Annotated in this window: 15 protein-coding genes; 5 read left to right on the forward strand and 10 right to left on the reverse strand. The window is 43.2% G+C overall.

The annotated features are described in order from the left end of the window. The first annotated feature begins 55 nt into the window (after positions 1–55). A complete protein-coding gene (locus AC1XUE_RS13520; RefSeq protein ID WP_483356506.1) occupies positions 56–700 on the forward strand; it encodes a carbonic anhydrase in 645 nt (214 codons plus the stop codon). 84 nt (positions 701–784) lie between these two features. Here AC1XUE_RS13520 and AC1XUE_RS13525 read toward each other — a convergent pair whose 3' ends face one another. Continuing rightward, the gene (locus AC1XUE_RS13525) at positions 785–1,768 is read right to left on the reverse strand and encodes an acyl-ACP desaturase (RefSeq protein WP_483356507.1); all 984 of its coding nucleotides are present in this window, start codon (positions 1,766–1,768) and stop codon (positions 785–787) included. Positions 1,769–1,913: 145 nt separating this feature from the next. Here AC1XUE_RS13525 and AC1XUE_RS13530 point away from each other — a divergent pair, with 145 nt between their 5' ends. Together AC1XUE_RS13530 and AC1XUE_RS13535 are read left to right on the forward strand one after the other, a co-directional pair. Beyond that, positions 1,914–2,648 carry a lysophospholipid acyltransferase family protein gene (locus AC1XUE_RS13530; protein ID WP_483356508.1) on the forward strand — a complete coding sequence of 245 codons (735 nt, stop codon included), beginning with the start codon at positions 1,914–1,916 and terminating at the stop codon, positions 2,646–2,648. 184 nt (positions 2,649–2,832) lie between these two features. Further along, positions 2,833–3,249, forward strand: a complete 417-nt coding sequence (locus tag AC1XUE_RS13535) for a hypothetical protein (protein ID WP_483356509.1) — start codon at positions 2,833–2,835, stop codon at positions 3,247–3,249. A 56-nt stretch (positions 3,250–3,305) separates the two neighbouring features. Here the strand turns inward: AC1XUE_RS13535 and AC1XUE_RS13540 are convergent, their stop codons facing one another. Next, positions 3,306–3,752 (reverse strand): GNAT family N-acetyltransferase, encoded by a 447-nt coding sequence (locus AC1XUE_RS13540; RefSeq protein WP_483356510.1) that lies wholly within the window; start codon positions 3,750–3,752, stop codon positions 3,306–3,308. Then, positions 3,753–4,409, reverse strand: a complete 657-nt coding sequence (locus AC1XUE_RS13545) for an NAD-dependent epimerase/dehydratase family protein (protein ID WP_483356511.1) — start codon at positions 4,407–4,409, stop codon at positions 3,753–3,755. A 204-nt stretch (positions 4,410–4,613) separates the two neighbouring features. Between AC1XUE_RS13545 and AC1XUE_RS13550 the strand changes: the two genes are divergently transcribed. Next, complete coding sequence (locus AC1XUE_RS13550) at positions 4,614–4,826, forward strand: hypothetical protein (RefSeq protein WP_483356512.1); 213 nt, start codon at positions 4,614–4,616, stop codon at positions 4,824–4,826. A gap of 1 nt (position 4,827) precedes the next feature. Here AC1XUE_RS13550 and AC1XUE_RS13555 read toward each other — a convergent pair whose 3' ends face one another. The 3 genes from AC1XUE_RS13555 to AC1XUE_RS13565 all read right to left on the reverse strand — a co-directional run bounded on the left by AC1XUE_RS13555 (position 4,828) and on the right by AC1XUE_RS13565 (position 7,739). Further along, positions 4,828–6,567 carry a glycoside hydrolase family 9 protein gene (locus AC1XUE_RS13555; RefSeq protein ID WP_483356513.1) on the reverse strand — a complete coding sequence of 580 codons (1,740 nt, stop codon included), beginning with the start codon at positions 6,565–6,567 and terminating at the stop codon, positions 4,828–4,830. A 149-nt stretch (positions 6,568–6,716) separates the two neighbouring features. Further along, positions 6,717–7,181 carry a Dabb family protein gene (locus AC1XUE_RS13560; protein ID WP_483356514.1) on the reverse strand — a complete coding sequence of 155 codons (465 nt, stop codon included), beginning with the start codon at positions 7,179–7,181 and terminating at the stop codon, positions 6,717–6,719. Positions 7,182–7,199: 18 nt separating this feature from the next. After that, positions 7,200–7,739, reverse strand: a complete 540-nt coding sequence (locus AC1XUE_RS13565; protein ID WP_483356515.1) for a DUF1697 domain-containing protein — start codon at positions 7,737–7,739, stop codon at positions 7,200–7,202. A 151-nt stretch (positions 7,740–7,890) separates the two neighbouring features. Here AC1XUE_RS13565 and AC1XUE_RS13570 point away from each other — a divergent pair, with 151 nt between their 5' ends. Then, the gene (locus tag AC1XUE_RS13570; protein ID WP_483356516.1) at positions 7,891–8,328 is read left to right on the forward strand and encodes a cupin domain-containing protein; all 438 of its coding nucleotides are present in this window, start codon (positions 7,891–7,893) and stop codon (positions 8,326–8,328) included. A 3-nt stretch (positions 8,329–8,331) separates the two neighbouring features. Here the strand turns inward: AC1XUE_RS13570 and AC1XUE_RS13575 are convergent, their stop codons facing one another. The 4 genes from AC1XUE_RS13575 to AC1XUE_RS13590 are packed head-to-tail and all read right to left on the reverse strand — an operon-like array spanning position 8,332 to position 15,519. Then, the gene (locus AC1XUE_RS13575; RefSeq protein WP_483356517.1) at positions 8,332–10,713 is read right to left on the reverse strand and encodes a glycoside hydrolase family 31 protein; all 2,382 of its coding nucleotides are present in this window, start codon (positions 10,711–10,713) and stop codon (positions 8,332–8,334) included. 30 nt (positions 10,714–10,743) lie between these two features. Then, on the reverse strand, positions 10,744–12,651 hold the full coding sequence (locus AC1XUE_RS13580; protein WP_483356518.1) for a glycoside hydrolase family 44 protein: 1,908 nt from the start codon (positions 12,649–12,651) through the stop codon (positions 10,744–10,746). A 54-nt stretch (positions 12,652–12,705) separates the two neighbouring features. Then, positions 12,706–13,875, reverse strand: coding sequence for a glycan-binding surface protein (locus tag AC1XUE_RS13585; RefSeq protein ID WP_483356519.1), 1,170 nt, complete (start codon positions 13,873–13,875; stop codon positions 12,706–12,708). Between the two features lie 18 nt (positions 13,876–13,893). Continuing rightward, positions 13,894–15,519, reverse strand: coding sequence for a RagB/SusD family nutrient uptake outer membrane protein (locus AC1XUE_RS13590; protein WP_483356520.1), 1,626 nt, complete (start codon positions 15,517–15,519; stop codon positions 13,894–13,896). Between the last annotated feature and the right edge of the window lie 8 nt (positions 15,520–15,527).

The following is a 15,527-nucleotide window of genomic DNA, read 5'->3' on the forward strand; positions in this document are numbered from 1 at the left end:
AATTTGGGATTAATACGATGTCTTCGAAAAGACATTATACTAACTAAATTCTGATATGGATATTAACAGCGTATTTAAGAACAACGAAGAGTGGATAAAAACTAAACTATCCACTGATGACAAGTATTTCGAAACTTTGGCTTCAGGACAACAACCTGAATTTTTGTATATCGGATGTTCAGATAGTCGTGTGACTGCAGAAGATCTGATGGGCATTAAACCAGGCGAAGCATTCGTACACAGAAACATTGCCAATCTTGTTAACAACGTGGATCTGAGCGTAATGTCGGTATTAAACTATTCAGTGCGTCACCTGAAAGTGAACCACATCGTGGTTTGCGGGCATTATAACTGCGGTGGTGTGAAAGCAGCTATGCAGCCAGTTGATATGGGATTGCTGAATCCATGGTTGCGCAACATCCGTGATGTGTACCGCATTCATAAAGATGAATTGAATGCCATCCAGGACGAAGGCAAAAGATATGACAGACTCGTGGAGCTGAATGTTCAGGAGCAGTGTTTTAACCTGATCAAAACGGCCGCAGTACAGCAGGCTGCTATTGAAAGAGGTTTGACAGTTCACGGATGGGTTTTTGATATCCGCACCGGTAAACTGATCGACCTTAAAATTGATTTTGATAAGGTTCTTGAGAATGTAAGGGAAATCTACAACCTGTATCCTGAGCAGCCTGTATCCTGAAAAGTGGCATTCGCCCTAATAAGTCTAATACAAAAAGACCCCGGCAAGTGCAATACTTACCGGGGTCTTTTTACAATCAGTCTCTTATTTTATCCAGCTGAATTCATACGCCAGTTCTGGAACCTTAGTACGTTCAGCAATCCTTTTCAGACGGGCCGGTAAAGCCATCAGATAGTCTCTTGCCTTTTCTGCTCTTTCGTTGATATCACGTACCGAGCCTACCTCCCACTCTATCAGTAGCGATTCAAGAATTTCGATATAATCGTTTGTCGTATATACACCCAGGCGTTGCGCTGCATCTGAGAAGTGTGCAAAAGTATCACCCATTTTCACACCCGTTTCACGAAGGAAATGCGCTGGCATCACAATCTTTTTGCGCATCATATCTTCCAGTGCCAGGATCAGTTCTGAAGGATCCACCGCCAGAATTCGTCTGACAAACTCTTTGTATGCTTTGGCATGTCTCATTTCATCAGACGCAATCACACCGCATATCTTAGATAAATGTGGATTACCAAATTTCTTGGCGAGTGTTGCCGTTCTTCTGTGTGAGACATTCGTGGCCAGTTCCTGAAAAGAAGTATATATAAAGTTTCTGTAAGGATCGCGGTCTGTACCGATATCAAAACCGTCAGCGATCAGATACTGGGTAGAAACTTCCATAGCACGCATGTTCACGCGGCCTGATAAGTATAAATATTTGTTTAAAAGATCACCGTGACGGTTTTCTTCAGCAGTCCACGCACGAACCCATCTTGACCAGCCCGAAGGATTATCTACCTGATCCACACCAATCACGTCCATCAACCATGATTCGTAAGTAGGCAAAGCCTCTTCTGTGATCGTATCTCCGATCAGAACTGCTATGTAATCGTATGGCAAATCGTGGCAACTTTCCTGCAGGAGTTTCACTTCGGCAGCAAAATTCTCCTTGCTGAAATCCGGCAAGAAATCGGTTGGTTGCCAGTTCTCATCGATTGGCTTCAGGTACTCGGCGATCAGGCCATCCAAGTCCTTACCTACATGCTGCATCACTTCTAATCTTTCTGCTGAAAGTGCGATATCCATTATAAATACTATTTTAATCTCAAATTGACAGTTTTACAAAGTACGGGAATTTAATGTAAGTTTTAAATGATATTTCTCATTTAGTCGGCGACAATTTTTATCAAACAATGCAGTTTTCAACTATTTTTGCAGAAAAATATCAGGAATGAAAAAAATCTTTGACTATTTACTGAGTACCCTATATCTGCTCCATTTTAGCCTGACATTGCTTGTATTCCATGTAATTCAGGTAATTGCATTTCATATATTTGGAAAGAAGGTACACAAGCTAAGTGTCGATTATCTCAATTTCTTCCTTACATTCGGTTTGCATCTCACCGGCTCCCGTGTTATCCTTCACAGTAAAACATCCTTGCCAGATAACCGACCGATTATTTTTGTTGCCAACCACCAGAGCATGTTTGACATATCCGCGCTCATCTGGTACCTTAGAAAACACCATCCAAGATTTGTTTCAAAAATTGAGCTGGCACATGGTATCCCGAGTATCTCTTACAATCTTAGAAAAAGTGAAGCAGCTATTATAGATCGTAAAGATGGGAAGCAGGCTATTCTGGAAATTGCAAGGCTTGGAAAACTGATCAATGATGAAAAAAGTGCTGCTGTAATTTTTCCCGAAGGAACACGTACTGCAAGTGGTATTATGAAGCCTTTCGTAGCCGGCGGAGTGGCTACACTGCTGAAAAGAGCACCTGGTGCACTGATAGTGCCGGTAGCCATTAATGGTACGGGCACCTTTAACCCCAAGGGCGTTTTCCCTCTTAAATCTTTTTCGAGACTTTCCTGGACCGTGCTGCCCGGAATAGAACCGGCAGGTAAAAAAGTAGAAGATATCCTGGCCGAAGCACAGGCTGCTATTCAGGCTGAGATACAGGGATGAAGAGTTAACAACTCATTAACAATCTTTCGAAAGAGAATTCAATTTATTGAAAATGAATACAATAACTTATTTTCAAACAGTCGTATATAGCCTACCATCTGCACCTTAACACTCGTTAACAATCCCCCTTTTAAACTACTATCAACTCTTTTTCTCTAACCGTTGAACTTTAAAACAACAGGTCATGAAAAAGATACTTTTGGTTGCAACGCTTTTTGTATTTGGCTTTACAGCAGTACATGCACAACATGGTCCACGGGATGACCGCTATCGCTACGATAACCGCGATGATTACAGAAGGCCTGACAACCGCGACGATCGTGGACGCTACAGTACCAATTCTGAAATTAACTACCTGCAGAGAGAAGCCAGAGAAAAAATAGCATTCGGGATTCGCTCCCGGCAACTATCCCGCCGTGAAGCAGGTATGCTCACCAACCGGTATGAACGTATTGAAATGAAAGAAAGAGAATTCAGCCACAGAGGTCGTTTATCCAACCGTGAAACAAAGATTCTGCGGAACGATCTAAGACAACTTATTTCTGAAACACACCGACTCACCCACAAAAACGAGGGTTGGGCCCGTGGTAGCCGATATTAAAGATTGAAGGTTTAGGGTAATTTTGGAAAGCATCCTGTTTGTAACGGGATGCTTTTTTATATACTATCCAAATATCTGACCAGCTTAACATGCGATTTCAAAAAGTCTTCTCTTTCGTAAAACCGGTGCGCCGCTACTCTGGTGGCTCTTGAAGTCACTTCCAGTTGAATGGCTCCTTTCAGCACAGCGTGCTGCACAATTCTGGTCATCAATATTTCACCAATTCCCTGAGAACGGTAGTCAGCATATACAAACATTTCCTGGATCTCAGCTACCAAAGCAGCATGATGCAAAAGCCCCTGTATATGACAGCTTATCATACCCACCGACTTTTCCTCTATATCGGCCAGAAAATAATCGATATCAGGATTGCGAAGATTGCGCAGATATACTTTGGAAAAAGCAATCTTATCAAGCTGCTGATTCTCAAGTTGACAAACCATATCATAGATGACATCCAGATCTTCTTCCATGGCATGGCGAATTACAAGACGACTCTGCATTTAGAATGATTGTAGTGCGGCTGAATCGTGAACGAAAATGCCCTTTTCCGTTTTTCTGGCAAGGGCAAGCATGGCATTGGCAACCTTTCCTGAGTCGATGGCGCGGTACTTTTTCAATGGTCCTAGCATAATCGGCTTAAAAATAGCGGCCAGCACTTCACCTGCTTTTTCACCTAAACGTGTCTCCTGACGATTTCCCAATAACAGTGATGGACGGAAAATGTGTAAAATGGGATAGTTTAGAAGTGACAGTTCTTTTTCGACTTCACCTTTGACCTGATTATAAAAAATGCCTGAGTCAGCATCTGATCCCATGGCCGTAACAATCAGGAATTTCTCAGCCCCGTTCTTTAATGCAAGCTTCGCTATACGTAGCGGATATATCAGATCTACTTTTTTAAATGCTTCTTTTGATCCTGCCTTTTTAATGGTTGTACCTAGGCAACAAAATACATCATCCGCTTTTACCAAAGAAACATCGGGGTTGTTAAAATCGAAAATTACTTCTTCCAGTTTGGTGTGAACCATACCTAAGGAACGTCTGGTCAATACCACAACTTTATCGTAATAGGGTACATGCAAGAGTTTGGTGAGCAATTGCTTGCCTATTAATCCGGTTGCACCCACCAGTAAGGCAGTTCTTGAATTTGAATTCATTTCATCTCGGGGTTGATCCATAGCAAAAGATACGCAATCTGATACTATTTTCAGATGTGCCAATTGATAAACTAAGTAAACGGTCTAGCTTTAAAATATCATTCCTGTGATTACAATGCTATTTATCAAATTCCTGACAATGCTTGTTTGCAAAATTCCAGGCACACATTTTTAGATCTATCAGTATCAATAACAAAAAAAACTATGAGCGCGAAAAAAGGAAGTGTAGAAGGTGGATCTCCATCCCCTGCAGGAGCAGAAGATGAAGATCGCCATGATGATGATAGCAAAAAACCTACTCAAAAAGTGGAGAAGGATGCAGAAGAAAAAAGTGAGAGTAACAATATGAATGACCAAAAAGGCTATAATGAAACTCCTCCCGATGTACCGGTGGAGTCGTCTAAGAAAAAGGCGTAATTTATCTCATGCTTAGGGCATCCAGGGCAGCAGCCAGATACACCAATGGCGCGTTCCAGTTAATCGCAATTTCATTGGAAGCATAGGAACAGTCATGATCTGTGAAGGATTCATCTGCGAATTGATTAGGATAAGTGGTGCATTTGTCCTGTTGCCCTGGGTTAGGTCCTCCTGAAAGCAGTCCCGGAAGCGGATCCACTATTCCATCGGCCATTGAAAGCCGGTGATGAGGATGCATTACCCGCTTCATTCCAACGCCGGTCAAAAAACAATAATCTGTGGCATTTCTTCCCAACAGGTAGTCGAAATTGCCCTGGGCCGCTTTTATAAATTTTACTTCTTTGGATATACGATAGGCATACAGCAGTGCAATTCCCTGGTTAGCTGCTACAGAACTACTACCCCAAGCATAGTCAGTAGCTTTTTTTCCCATTACTGTATGATATGGCTGCTTATCCATATTTGCAATCAAGTCATTGGCGTAGGTCAATACCGATTTTTTGATACCAGATAATAATGCTTCTGTCCGCTTCGATTTTTCCTGCGTTCTCAGGATCGTATAATAACCTAACGTTTTCACCTGATTCCACCCCGGTAAGCTCAGTGGCTTATCCAATTGAAAATTAACACCCTGTAGGTAATCAGCTTTACCTGTGAGTGCATACATTTCGGCTGCGGCCCAAATCCATTCATCTGTAACATTACGGTCTCCATAAGCTCCTGTTTGAATCCCCGGGTTGAATTTTTTATTCATTTCATCCTGCTCATACAAAAGTGCAGGATTTGCCTTTGCCCATTTCCAGCCCTGCACGGCTGCTGTGATGCAGGAATCAGCCAGTCCTGGCAACTGAGCCTCGAAATTTTTAAAGATCCTGGCCGACTGCGCCATCACCGCCACGAAATCCAGAGTCGCAGCTGTACTTTTCTGTACCACATACCGCGGTTTATCGCAGGCTATCGGCATTACAATACCATCGAACCTGGCATTGGTCAATTTGTGGTATACACCTCCATCGGCTGGATCCTGCATGGTAAGCATCCATCGAAGGTTATAAAGTACTTCATCCAGCAGATCCGGAACAGCGTCATTACTTTCAGGAATACCGGTGTTCAGGTGCTCAAAATATTCAGGATGATCCTCATACAATGAAAGTAGCGTACCCATTGTAATCCCTGAATTAACGATATATTTATTATAGTCCCCGGCATCATACCAGCCACCGGGAGATTTGATTACGAAATTCTCCGGCCTATCCGCAGATACAGCTGATGCGTGTATTAAAATGCGGTCGTCTGCATGAGCTGCCGGCCTTTGCCACTGGCCTGCGTACTTTTCAGGCAAAGCAGTAGATGCCCGCTGAAAATAAAATCCTTTCAAAGAAGCTACCGCAATTTCTTTATATACATCTGCTTTTACTTCAAAGACCGCGTTCTGTTTTTTATCAGCCAGTTGCAGAAGGTATTTGCCGGGTTTTGTCACTGCTGAAAAATCAGCAACTCTGGTACTTTTACCTGAATGCTGACTTTTTCTGAGTTCGCCTAATTCACCTTTTAACACCACCTTTTTTGTCTTGAGATCACTAATGGTAAATACACGTTGATCTGTAGTCGTTACCACGGCAATTTTTTCAGCCCCGGGACTGAAACCAACCTGATTTAATCTAATTTGCTCGGACTTTTGAGCAAGGCCATTTACACCCAGCGTTGTAAAAAAAGCAGATATCAGCCATCTATATTTCATGGTTCAGGAATTTACGAATATTATTAACTATTTGATAATCAAAATTTTAATATAAAAAAATATCTATAAAAAGATAAAAATAAGAGTATATAAAACCCCGTCCACCAAAATCCACTTTGGTGATTTATTGAATAAAAAATCCTGATAGTTTAGCTTATTTTCTTGGGCCCCAGTGAATCATATATGACCACCCGCTCCCATAAATGAGCATAATTTTCAATGAATTCCAGATGAATAGGATGTGTCTGGTAAATCTCCTCTTCAATGAAATTTTTAAAGAAGCACATCCAGGAGATAGCATAATCTTTCACAATCACATCTCTGCTGGTAGCAGCCGGAATGCCTATATGTGCAAATTGGATTGTGGGTACTTTTGAAAGTTTTTTAAGCCCTTCGACAAGCTTCGCTTCATCCCGTGCGTTGTTCTTATCTTTGAGATAAAAGAAAACATGGTGAATGAATAGCTCTTTGGTTCTTTCGGGTTCGGCTCCGAGTGGAGAGACAGAGGCCAATGTTGCGATGCCCGCCTGATGTAAAAATTTTCTTCTGGAGTTATCTTCCGTCATGGTCTTTTCATTTTTTTCATCAAAATACCTGCTTTGAACCCTAATCATGGTTCATCGGCACAAAGTTTATATAGCTACGGTCAGCTCCGCGAGTTTACAAACCGTATTCCAGTTCCGTGTGATTGCAGTCTGTTTCAGCTTATTTTCAAAAAAATTATTGGTCAGTTTCGTCTTTCCATATCCCGTCGGGCAATACAGATAGATTATTTCTGACTCCACCAGAAATTCATCTGGCAGATACTTTTCTTTGTTTATACTATTCACCAGTGCTATATCCGGTTTTTTTTCCAGAAACGTAATATGCAGTTTGGTTTGGTCTTGCTCAGAGAAAGGATTATTGTCCTTCGCATCTTTCAGCTGCTTGCCAGTTAAAACCAGCACCGGCACATCCAGATCAAAATCTTTCTTAATTGTTTCCTGTATCAGTGCTGCAATTTCCTGCTGCCGCTCCAAATCACTTGTAAAAATTAAATTACCACTTTGCAGATAGGTTTGTACGTCACTAAAGCCTGCTTCCATTAAAGCCACAGATAGTAACGGCATTTTGATCATATTTTTACCACTCACATTAATTCCCCTCAAAAATGCAATATACTTTTCGCTCATGACCTTCAGATTCAAATATAGGTAAGTTGCAATTTACATATCTCGTCGCATTATGCGGGACATAACAGATCAATTTACCTTGCATGCTCACAGTATATTCCAATCATTTCAATCTTTAATTTATTATAAAACAAACATTTAACGCATGATAATGATTACCAAACGTGATCTGTGCATTGCTATTGGCTCGATGTGTCTTACTTTTTCGACTATGGCTCTAAGTTCTCAGGACAGCATGATGGATTCGGCTATCTTTAACTGGGATGATGTTCCGTCTAAAAATACCAAGACCGGTTCTGTCAAATCTTTCTTCCGCTCGAAAACTGCTACTCTTGAAGAACTGGAATGCCACGTAACTACGCTCAACCCCGGTGAATCCTCGCATGCCCCGCACCGTCATGTGAATGAAGAGATTATCATCATCAAAGAAGGCAATCTCGAAGCACTTGTAAACGGACAGATCAAACCTGCAGGCCCCGGCGCAGTTATTTTTCAGGCATCTAACCAGCTACATGGTATTAAAAACGTGGGCGAGACACCTGCGACTTACCACGTTCTCAACTGGCATTCGGCCGGTACTAAAAAATAATCTTTATCGAAAGCTCCATTTGATTTTTCCGGCAAAAGGATCCTTGCTCACTGCCAGTTTGCCACCTTTCTTAATCAATGACACTTCTTTTACCTCCTGCTGATCCGGTAAGTAAAGTTTTAAAACTGCCTTTTCCGGTGTATTAGCAAAGCTCTGTAATTCAATATGATTCCAGTCAATATCTCCCGTTGACTGAGCCACTTTTACATGTGGCAATACAGCACCTTCCCGTACCATCATTACCACATCAAGCTCACCTGTTTCGATATGGTGCCAGCCGCCCTTGTATACTTTGCGGGTCTGGTAATCTACCCATTGCCCTTTTGGAAGATATACCTGGCGTGTTTTCCCGTTCTCAAAAAGTGGCGCAACCAGCAAATCAGAACCAAACATATACTGATTATCTACCAGCCATGCACCCGGATCATGGGGAAATTCTACCAGCAAAGCGCGCACCATCGGCAAGCCCATCTCTGATGCCAGCTTGGATTGGGTAAAAATATAAGGCATCAGTTTATACTTCATTTCAACAGCTTTTCTGAAATAATTCTGGAATGCTTCTCCATACTCCCAAGGCTCTTTCGGCGCCTGGCCGTGCGTACGTGTATGGGAGCTGAGCAATCCCATGGGCAGCCAGCGGCGGTACAAATCTTCCGGTGTTTTCATCGTAAATCCTCCGATATCATGACTCCAGAAAGTAAATCCTGACATTCCCAATGAAAGGCCACCTCTAAGCTGAGCCTGCATTCCCTTATTGGTTGTTTCAGCATCTCCACCCCAATGAATCGGATAACGCTGACTTCCTGCCCAGGTACTTCGGGCCCAGATGATGTTCTCGCCATTTAGCTTTTTTGTCAGTTCCGAGACTATTTTGTTGTATCTGAGCGGGTATAGATTATGTTCATAAAAACCGGTTCTTCCTGACACATACACACCAGATAGCGGAGCTGCTTCACCGAAATCAACTTTGATAGCCGCTACACCCAATTTTAACAGTCCTGCAATTTTATCCTCATACCATTTGATCGTATTCTGATTTGAAAAGTCAAGTATTGCGTCCTCATAAGGAAGGGTCCCTTTCGCATTTTTCACTGCCAGTCCCTTAGCAACGATCTCAGGATAAAGCTCATTTTTGGGCACAAAATACGGTAGCTGCCAAAGAGAAGTTCTGAATCCTTGTTTTCTCAGGTCTGAAATCATTTTTTGAGGATCCTGAAAACGACTTGGAGCAAACCGGTAATCGCAGCGCCAATCCGTTTCAAACCAGCCGGTATCAAAATGGATTACATCTGACGGGATACGGTTCTTGCGGAGCTTTTCGGCTACATCGCGTCCATCCTGCTCAGAAAAATAAGTAATGCGGCTCATCCATAACCCGAATGACCAAAGTGGTGGCATTGGTGCCTTGCCAGTCAGATCTGTGTATGCATCGAGAATGTCTTTGGGTTCTCCCAGAAACAAGAAAAGATCCAGGTCTTCATCCCCTATCTGCATGGCATTGGATTCACCATATGTAGCACCAAAATCACATGTGATGGGCGATGTTGTATGCATAAACATACCATAGCCGCGGGAACTCAGATAAAATGGAATAGGCTTGTACATCGTCTGCGTTTCCACTCCGTTCGGATCATGTGTCCACAGCACGATCTTTTGGCCATTTTTATCTAACTGCGTAAAAGACTCACCACAGCCAAATATTTTTTCATCCGGCGACATAGAAAATACCGCCGCTATACTGCGCGAATAATCCGAAGCCCGCCGTACAAACGAAAAAGGCAGCGTAGGTGTATAAGAAGCTCTCCCATCCTGATTACTTCGTGTTTGAGTCAGTATCTTTCCTTGTGTATCCCTTACAATAATTTTCCAGGGATTTTCATATATGGTTACCGAACCATAAGTTCCCGTATACTGGTGCCCACCACTAACTGCTTTGTACTTCCAGGATTGATCCTTTGCCGGCTCCCCTACCAGCATCAGGGATGCTTCGCGGGATGACTGCTGTGTGCTTGTATTGGCGCGGATGCGGATGGTTCTCGGAGAAGTAAATTCGATTAAAAAAGGAAGAACAGGATCCTGTGCATATTCGATTGCGGGGAACTCGTTGCTGAAAGAACGCTTATAGCTCAGCATCGAATTATCAAAATTATGCGCAGAGAAAGCTTCGTGCCTTTTCCATTTGATATGCCCCTCTCCCGATTGCGGATTAAATGAAGCCAGGCTATCCGCGAAAAAAATAGTGTTGGAAAAATCCCGGAAGTCGCCACTAATATCTAATGATTCATTGATCAGCTTGCTATGCTGTCCATTTGCTGAGAAACAGATCGCAGCAAGCATTAAAGGCAATACAAGCCTACGGGTAGAAAATATATATTTGTACATCATAAAATAATTCAGCAATGAAAGCCCTTGTGGTCACTGGGCGATAATTTTCCTGACCGATGATTCACCGTTTTTCGAAGTGAGCTTGATCAGATAAGTGCCTGCTTGCAGGTGAGGTGTCAGCAAGATTTCCCGCTGCGCTTTTTGCAGTGGTCTAGTGACTATTTCATTTCCGTTTTTATCAAGAATTGAAATTTTATCGAACGGACGGTTTCTCCATTTCACTGTTAAGCTGTCCCAGGTAGGATTCGGAAAAACTTTTATTTCAGAATCACTGACATTTTCAGCGCCCAGAATTTGTCCGCCACTTTGTAGCCGGAGGGCAGTAACCGACATCGCCGGTAGCGTAATACCTATTGTATTGCCGGCAATGGTATATTCAGATTGCTTCAATGCGTTCTGGGTATGTGACCTAAAAGTTTCTGTGGCCGGAAGCGCAGAGAGGGTTAGAATATTGGTTTTACCCCGTAAGGGATTAAAGTTTTTAAAACTTACAGTAACCGGTTCTGATTTATCTACAGAACGATTGATCAGTACAACAGTCATAGAGTCCTTTGAAACATTCATACTCGGATACACAGACACCATGCTTTCATTAGACGAACTGCCTCTTACAGATGTACTCTGGTTATAGCGGCTCATCAAATGAAGCACTTCCCACATTCCTGTTTTCCAGGTCCAGGGTGTAAAGATTTCCACCCCATTTTTCATGAATTCACCTAGCGTAGAGGCATACCAGACTGCAGTCACGGAGGGTGCTATACTATCGTCAATTCCGGTTTCTGTAACACCTAGTGTTACGCCATGTCCACTACCCATATACTGCGTAAGCCAATCATTGCAACGCGCGAAAATATATTCTCTCGTTATACTGTTATCATAGCCTCCGTTGATGGTTTTCACCCCGTTCGCCTCGGGGAAATTATAAGTTTTGTCAAAGTAGACCCGGTGCATCTGTGCAATCTCCTCCGGTTTTTTGGAAGCAGGATAAAAATGAATATCGAGTACATCAAGTAGTCTTATTCCACTTTTCTGCTGCTCATCAGCAACTGCTTTGATGAAGTACTCCAGCCAGGGGTAATTTTTCCCGTTTTCATTTACCGTTTTACCATCCCAGTTATACCATTGCCATTCATTGGCTGTAACAGGCCCTACAAGTTTAATTTCGGGATCTTTAGCTCTTGCTTTCTTGGCCAGGGTAATGTATCGCTTCATAAATTCCTGAGCTGAAATCTGTTTTGGCATCACATCATCGTGGGTGCCTGACCATATTTCCGGTTCATTGTCCATGTTCCAGTACCTGATCCCTTCTTTTTTCAGGCCGATACCCTTTTCGCCAAACCAATGATCCAAAATAGCCACCGAAGAATCTGCATTCCATTCTTCCAGATAGAGACTTGTGTTGCCTTCTTGTTTTGCCTTTGTACCCGTTGTATTGGGTACGCCGTTACCTGCCAGGTTCTGATTTACCCCTTCCCACCATTGCGAGCGGTTGTACTCCCAGTCAGCGAAATTGGCAGTGGCAGTTTTAGCTGCATAACCCAGTAAAGGAAAGGCCCACATGCCCTGCGCATTGGGAAAATTCTTTTGCAAAGTTTGCGCCGATTGATCCCAGTTGTTGGTATACACGTTATTGTACCAGTCGGGATGGCTGCTTAGCTTTTTTCTCCAGTTGTACTTTGAAGAATTATTGCCACCACTTTCTCTGAATAACGTAACACCTGCATCACGCAGTCTTGTCAGATCTTCGTCGGGCAATGTCCAGTTAGGATTGGTAGATGAAAAAGAATTATTTCTGCCATACAAGTAAGGAGAGATCTTTTTGACTTCAGCATCTGCATCAATTTCGACAGCAGTTTGCGCAAGCAGAACTCCCTGAAATAAGCATAGCGCTACTGTTGCGAAGATAAAATCTGTCGCAGATCTAATGATATCAGGCATACTCAGGTGAGGTAAACCTGCCCCCCCAGGATCGGGAAGGCAGGATGATCCGTTTTATTTCTTTACAATACGGAAGTTATCAACGCTGCCGTTGAACGATGCGATCACTACATCCGGTGTGTTGAACAGAACCTTAAGATCTGTAATTTTCGAAATATCAAGAATGGTATTTCCAGCTGCATTTTTGAATTCGCTTAACTCAATCACTGCTGTGCTCCAACCAGTGGTCTGATAGCCCGTAGCAGCATACTGCGTTGTATTCCATGGCTGATACGAATACATGTAATCGCTACCTCCAGCAGTAATTGTAATATCATATTTACCTGCTTTCCAAGGCTCTGCAATGTTGTGCTCAAACTTGAACTGGTTGTTGGCTGCCGCACCCACAGGCAGTTTAAAATCAAATCCGCAGGTAGCAAAAATCCATCCGTCGTTGTATCCCGTAGCAGGAAGCTTGGTATCCTTTATACGGGAATACTTTCCTGAAATCGCGCCGGCATCTGTAGCTGCAATAACCGGAGCGCCACCATAACAAACATCTGCACCCCAGCTTGTAGCAGGAACATCGAAATTAATCATATTGCCTGTCACCACATCATTCAGTTTATAACTGGTTTTCACCGTTCCGAATTCACCTTCAACCGTAAGTACATCCACGATGGCGGTAGCTGGCATACGTGCTGTGATTTGCTTCACATTACTGGTCAATACCTGTAAAGAGGTAGCTCCGACTTTCACCGATTTGATATTATAGAAGTAATCTCCGTTGATGATCACAGTTCCGTTAGCTTTCACAAATTCTGAATACAATCCGGATATTACTGGTTTTGGAGCAGAAAGCACAAAATCATAAATGGCTTCTCCGCCTTTGGTCTGTACCCTGATTTTACTTGACACATTTGCGTCAACCGCTTTTGTCGGGGCATCTGCCGGAATGGCGATTACGATATTGGAGTTGCTGCCCAAAGCAGAATTAAAAGTGGCTTCAACATCATTGAAATACACCTTCAGCACACTGGCCAGATTCTGTCCCTGGATCACGATCAGACTTCCCGGCTCAGCTGCTGTAATAGAGCTATCGGCTGTTGCAGGATCAAGCAGGCGCACATTAGAAATCACAGGTGCGCCGTCCATATCATCATTTTCGCAGCTCTGGAAGCTGAGCAGCATACCAGCTGCAGCCATTAAACCAAGACCTGTTTTTAATATATTCTTAAAATTCATGTCGTTTCGAATTAGAGGTTAGTCTTTTAATTTGCTGAAATCGAAGGCAACCGGCTCATTTTTCAAAGAAGGTGCATTGATGATTTCCGCTTCAGGGAAGGGCAGATACAGTGTGTTGGCTGACAAAGGATAATATTCAGCAGGTGAATAAGTTACAGTATATCTTCTTGGATTAGTGGTTCCTGGCACATAAGACATTGTATAGTTCTCCTTACGCTGCGCAGCCGTGTAAGCGATCGCTTTTGCAGGTGCAAAATAATACCAGCGAACTACCTCGTTCCATGAATTACCTTCAAATACTGTTTCTATCCTTCTTTCTTTGAAAATGTCTTCGAAAGTCAGTGACGTCTTATTCGGCATGCCCGCTCTTTTACGTACTGCATTGAAATATTCCAGGGCCTTTGCATCAGAGGTAGTCGCGGCATTTCCAAGTACTGCATCAGCATAAATCAAATAAACCTCTGCCAGACGTAGCATATAGGAATTGATATTCGCGGACATAAAGCCACCCAAGCCTCCGTTATCTGCAGGTGAGCCCACAATGTATTTCTTAATTGCTGCAAGCTGCTCCGGTCTGGCATAACGCAAACCGCCATTGGCTTTGTTGATAGTAGGATACACATCTCCATCAAACATCCCGATTGCCTTTCTGCGTAATGAATCTGCAGGATTTTCAGTGAAATATTTGACAAGATCAGCCGAAACACCTTGTGCAGCGCCCCATCCGTCGCCTGTTCCTGTGATATTCGCATCATATGCAAAATAAGCCTGGAAAGAGTTGTTGATACCCCAAGGGTTACTGATCGGCATCCACTGCAGAGAGAACAAGCTTTCAGGATTGTTTTTAGTGCTGTTGTGATTAGCACTTTCAAACAGCTCAGCATATGTCGGAGCCAGTGAAAGTCCGCTCTTGGTGATCACACTTTCTGCATAATATTTCGCACTGTCCAAATCCGATTGTACACGTGTTCCGTTCTGATTCAAACCAGCACGCATCAGATACATACGGGCCAGCATTCCCTCTGCGGAGTATTTTGTCAGTCGCCCCTGAACCGCAGTCGCAGGCAGATTTTCAGCGGCAAAACGATAATCCTGAATAAGCAGCTTCCAGATATCTTCAATCTTGTTACGTGTAGGCGGCTCGTTGATCTGCGCCACGTTATCATACACAATCGGAACAGCTCCCCAGTTGGTTACCAGGTAGTAGTAAGCAGTGGCACGCATAAAACGGCATTCACCCAATCCTTGTCCCTTTACTGCCGCCGAAGCTGTGCTCCCTGTTGCTTCTTTGATCGCCTTGTAAGCATTGTTGCTTTGTGCAATGATCTTGTAAAACGACTTGTACCCGGGCAGTAGTGTACCAACATCCGTGGAAGCAATGGCGTGCTTCACATACGCTGTACGGTCATTGGAATTCAGGTTACCTGCACGTGCTTCCTGAAATGCCATATTGGCTTTGTCATTGAAGTCGAACCAAACGATGTTATACAGCGGAGCAGTTCCGGCCATAATCTCATCATTGGTTTTGTAGAAGTTACCGGAAGTAAGCGCATCCAGTGGCGGACGGTCCAGAAAGTCCTCGCTGCATCCCTGCATAAGCCCTAAAGCTCCAATCGCCGCTATGAGTTTTAATTTGAATTGCATACAGAATA

Source organism: Dyadobacter sp. HNCC25DJ187 (assembly GCF_056895255.1).

Coding starts and splice junctions, on each gene's coding strand:
- AC1XUE_RS13565 (WP_483356515.1), bottom strand. CDS start 7,739: ATGAGCGAAAAGTATATTGCATTTTTGAGGGGAATTAATGTGAGTGGT.
- AC1XUE_RS13535 (WP_483356509.1), top strand. CDS start 2,833: ATGAAAAAGATACTTTTGGTTGCAACGCTTTTTGTATTTGGCTTTACA.
- AC1XUE_RS13545 (WP_483356511.1), bottom strand. CDS start 4,409: ATGAATTCAAATTCAAGAACTGCCTTACTGGTGGGTGCAACCGGATTA.
- AC1XUE_RS13580 (WP_483356518.1), bottom strand. CDS start 12,651: ATGCCTGATATCATTAGATCTGCGACAGATTTTATCTTCGCAACAGTA.
- AC1XUE_RS13530 (WP_483356508.1), top strand. CDS start 1,914: ATGAAAAAAATCTTTGACTATTTACTGAGTACCCTATATCTGCTCCAT.
- AC1XUE_RS13560 (WP_483356514.1), bottom strand. CDS start 7,181: ATGATTAGGGTTCAAAGCAGGTATTTTGATGAAAAAAATGAAAAGACC.
- AC1XUE_RS13520 (WP_483356506.1), top strand. CDS start 56: ATGGATATTAACAGCGTATTTAAGAACAACGAAGAGTGGATAAAAACT.
- AC1XUE_RS13540 (WP_483356510.1), bottom strand. CDS start 3,752: ATGCAGAGTCGTCTTGTAATTCGCCATGCCATGGAAGAAGATCTGGAT.
- AC1XUE_RS13550 (WP_483356512.1), top strand. CDS start 4,614: ATGAGCGCGAAAAAAGGAAGTGTAGAAGGTGGATCTCCATCCCCTGCA.
- AC1XUE_RS13585 (WP_483356519.1), bottom strand. CDS start 13,875: ATGAATTTTAAGAATATATTAAAAACAGGTCTTGGTTTAATGGCTGCA.
- AC1XUE_RS13555 (WP_483356513.1), bottom strand. CDS start 6,567: ATGAAATATAGATGGCTGATATCTGCTTTTTTTACAACGCTGGGTGTA.
- AC1XUE_RS13525 (WP_483356507.1), bottom strand. CDS start 1,768: ATGGATATCGCACTTTCAGCAGAAAGATTAGAAGTGATGCAGCATGTA.
- AC1XUE_RS13590 (WP_483356520.1), bottom strand. CDS start 15,519: ATGCAATTCAAATTAAAACTCATAGCGGCGATTGGAGCTTTAGGGCTT.
- AC1XUE_RS13570 (WP_483356516.1), top strand. CDS start 7,891: ATGATTACCAAACGTGATCTGTGCATTGCTATTGGCTCGATGTGTCTT.
- AC1XUE_RS13575 (WP_483356517.1), bottom strand. CDS start 10,713: ATGATGTACAAATATATATTTTCTACCCGTAGGCTTGTATTGCCTTTA.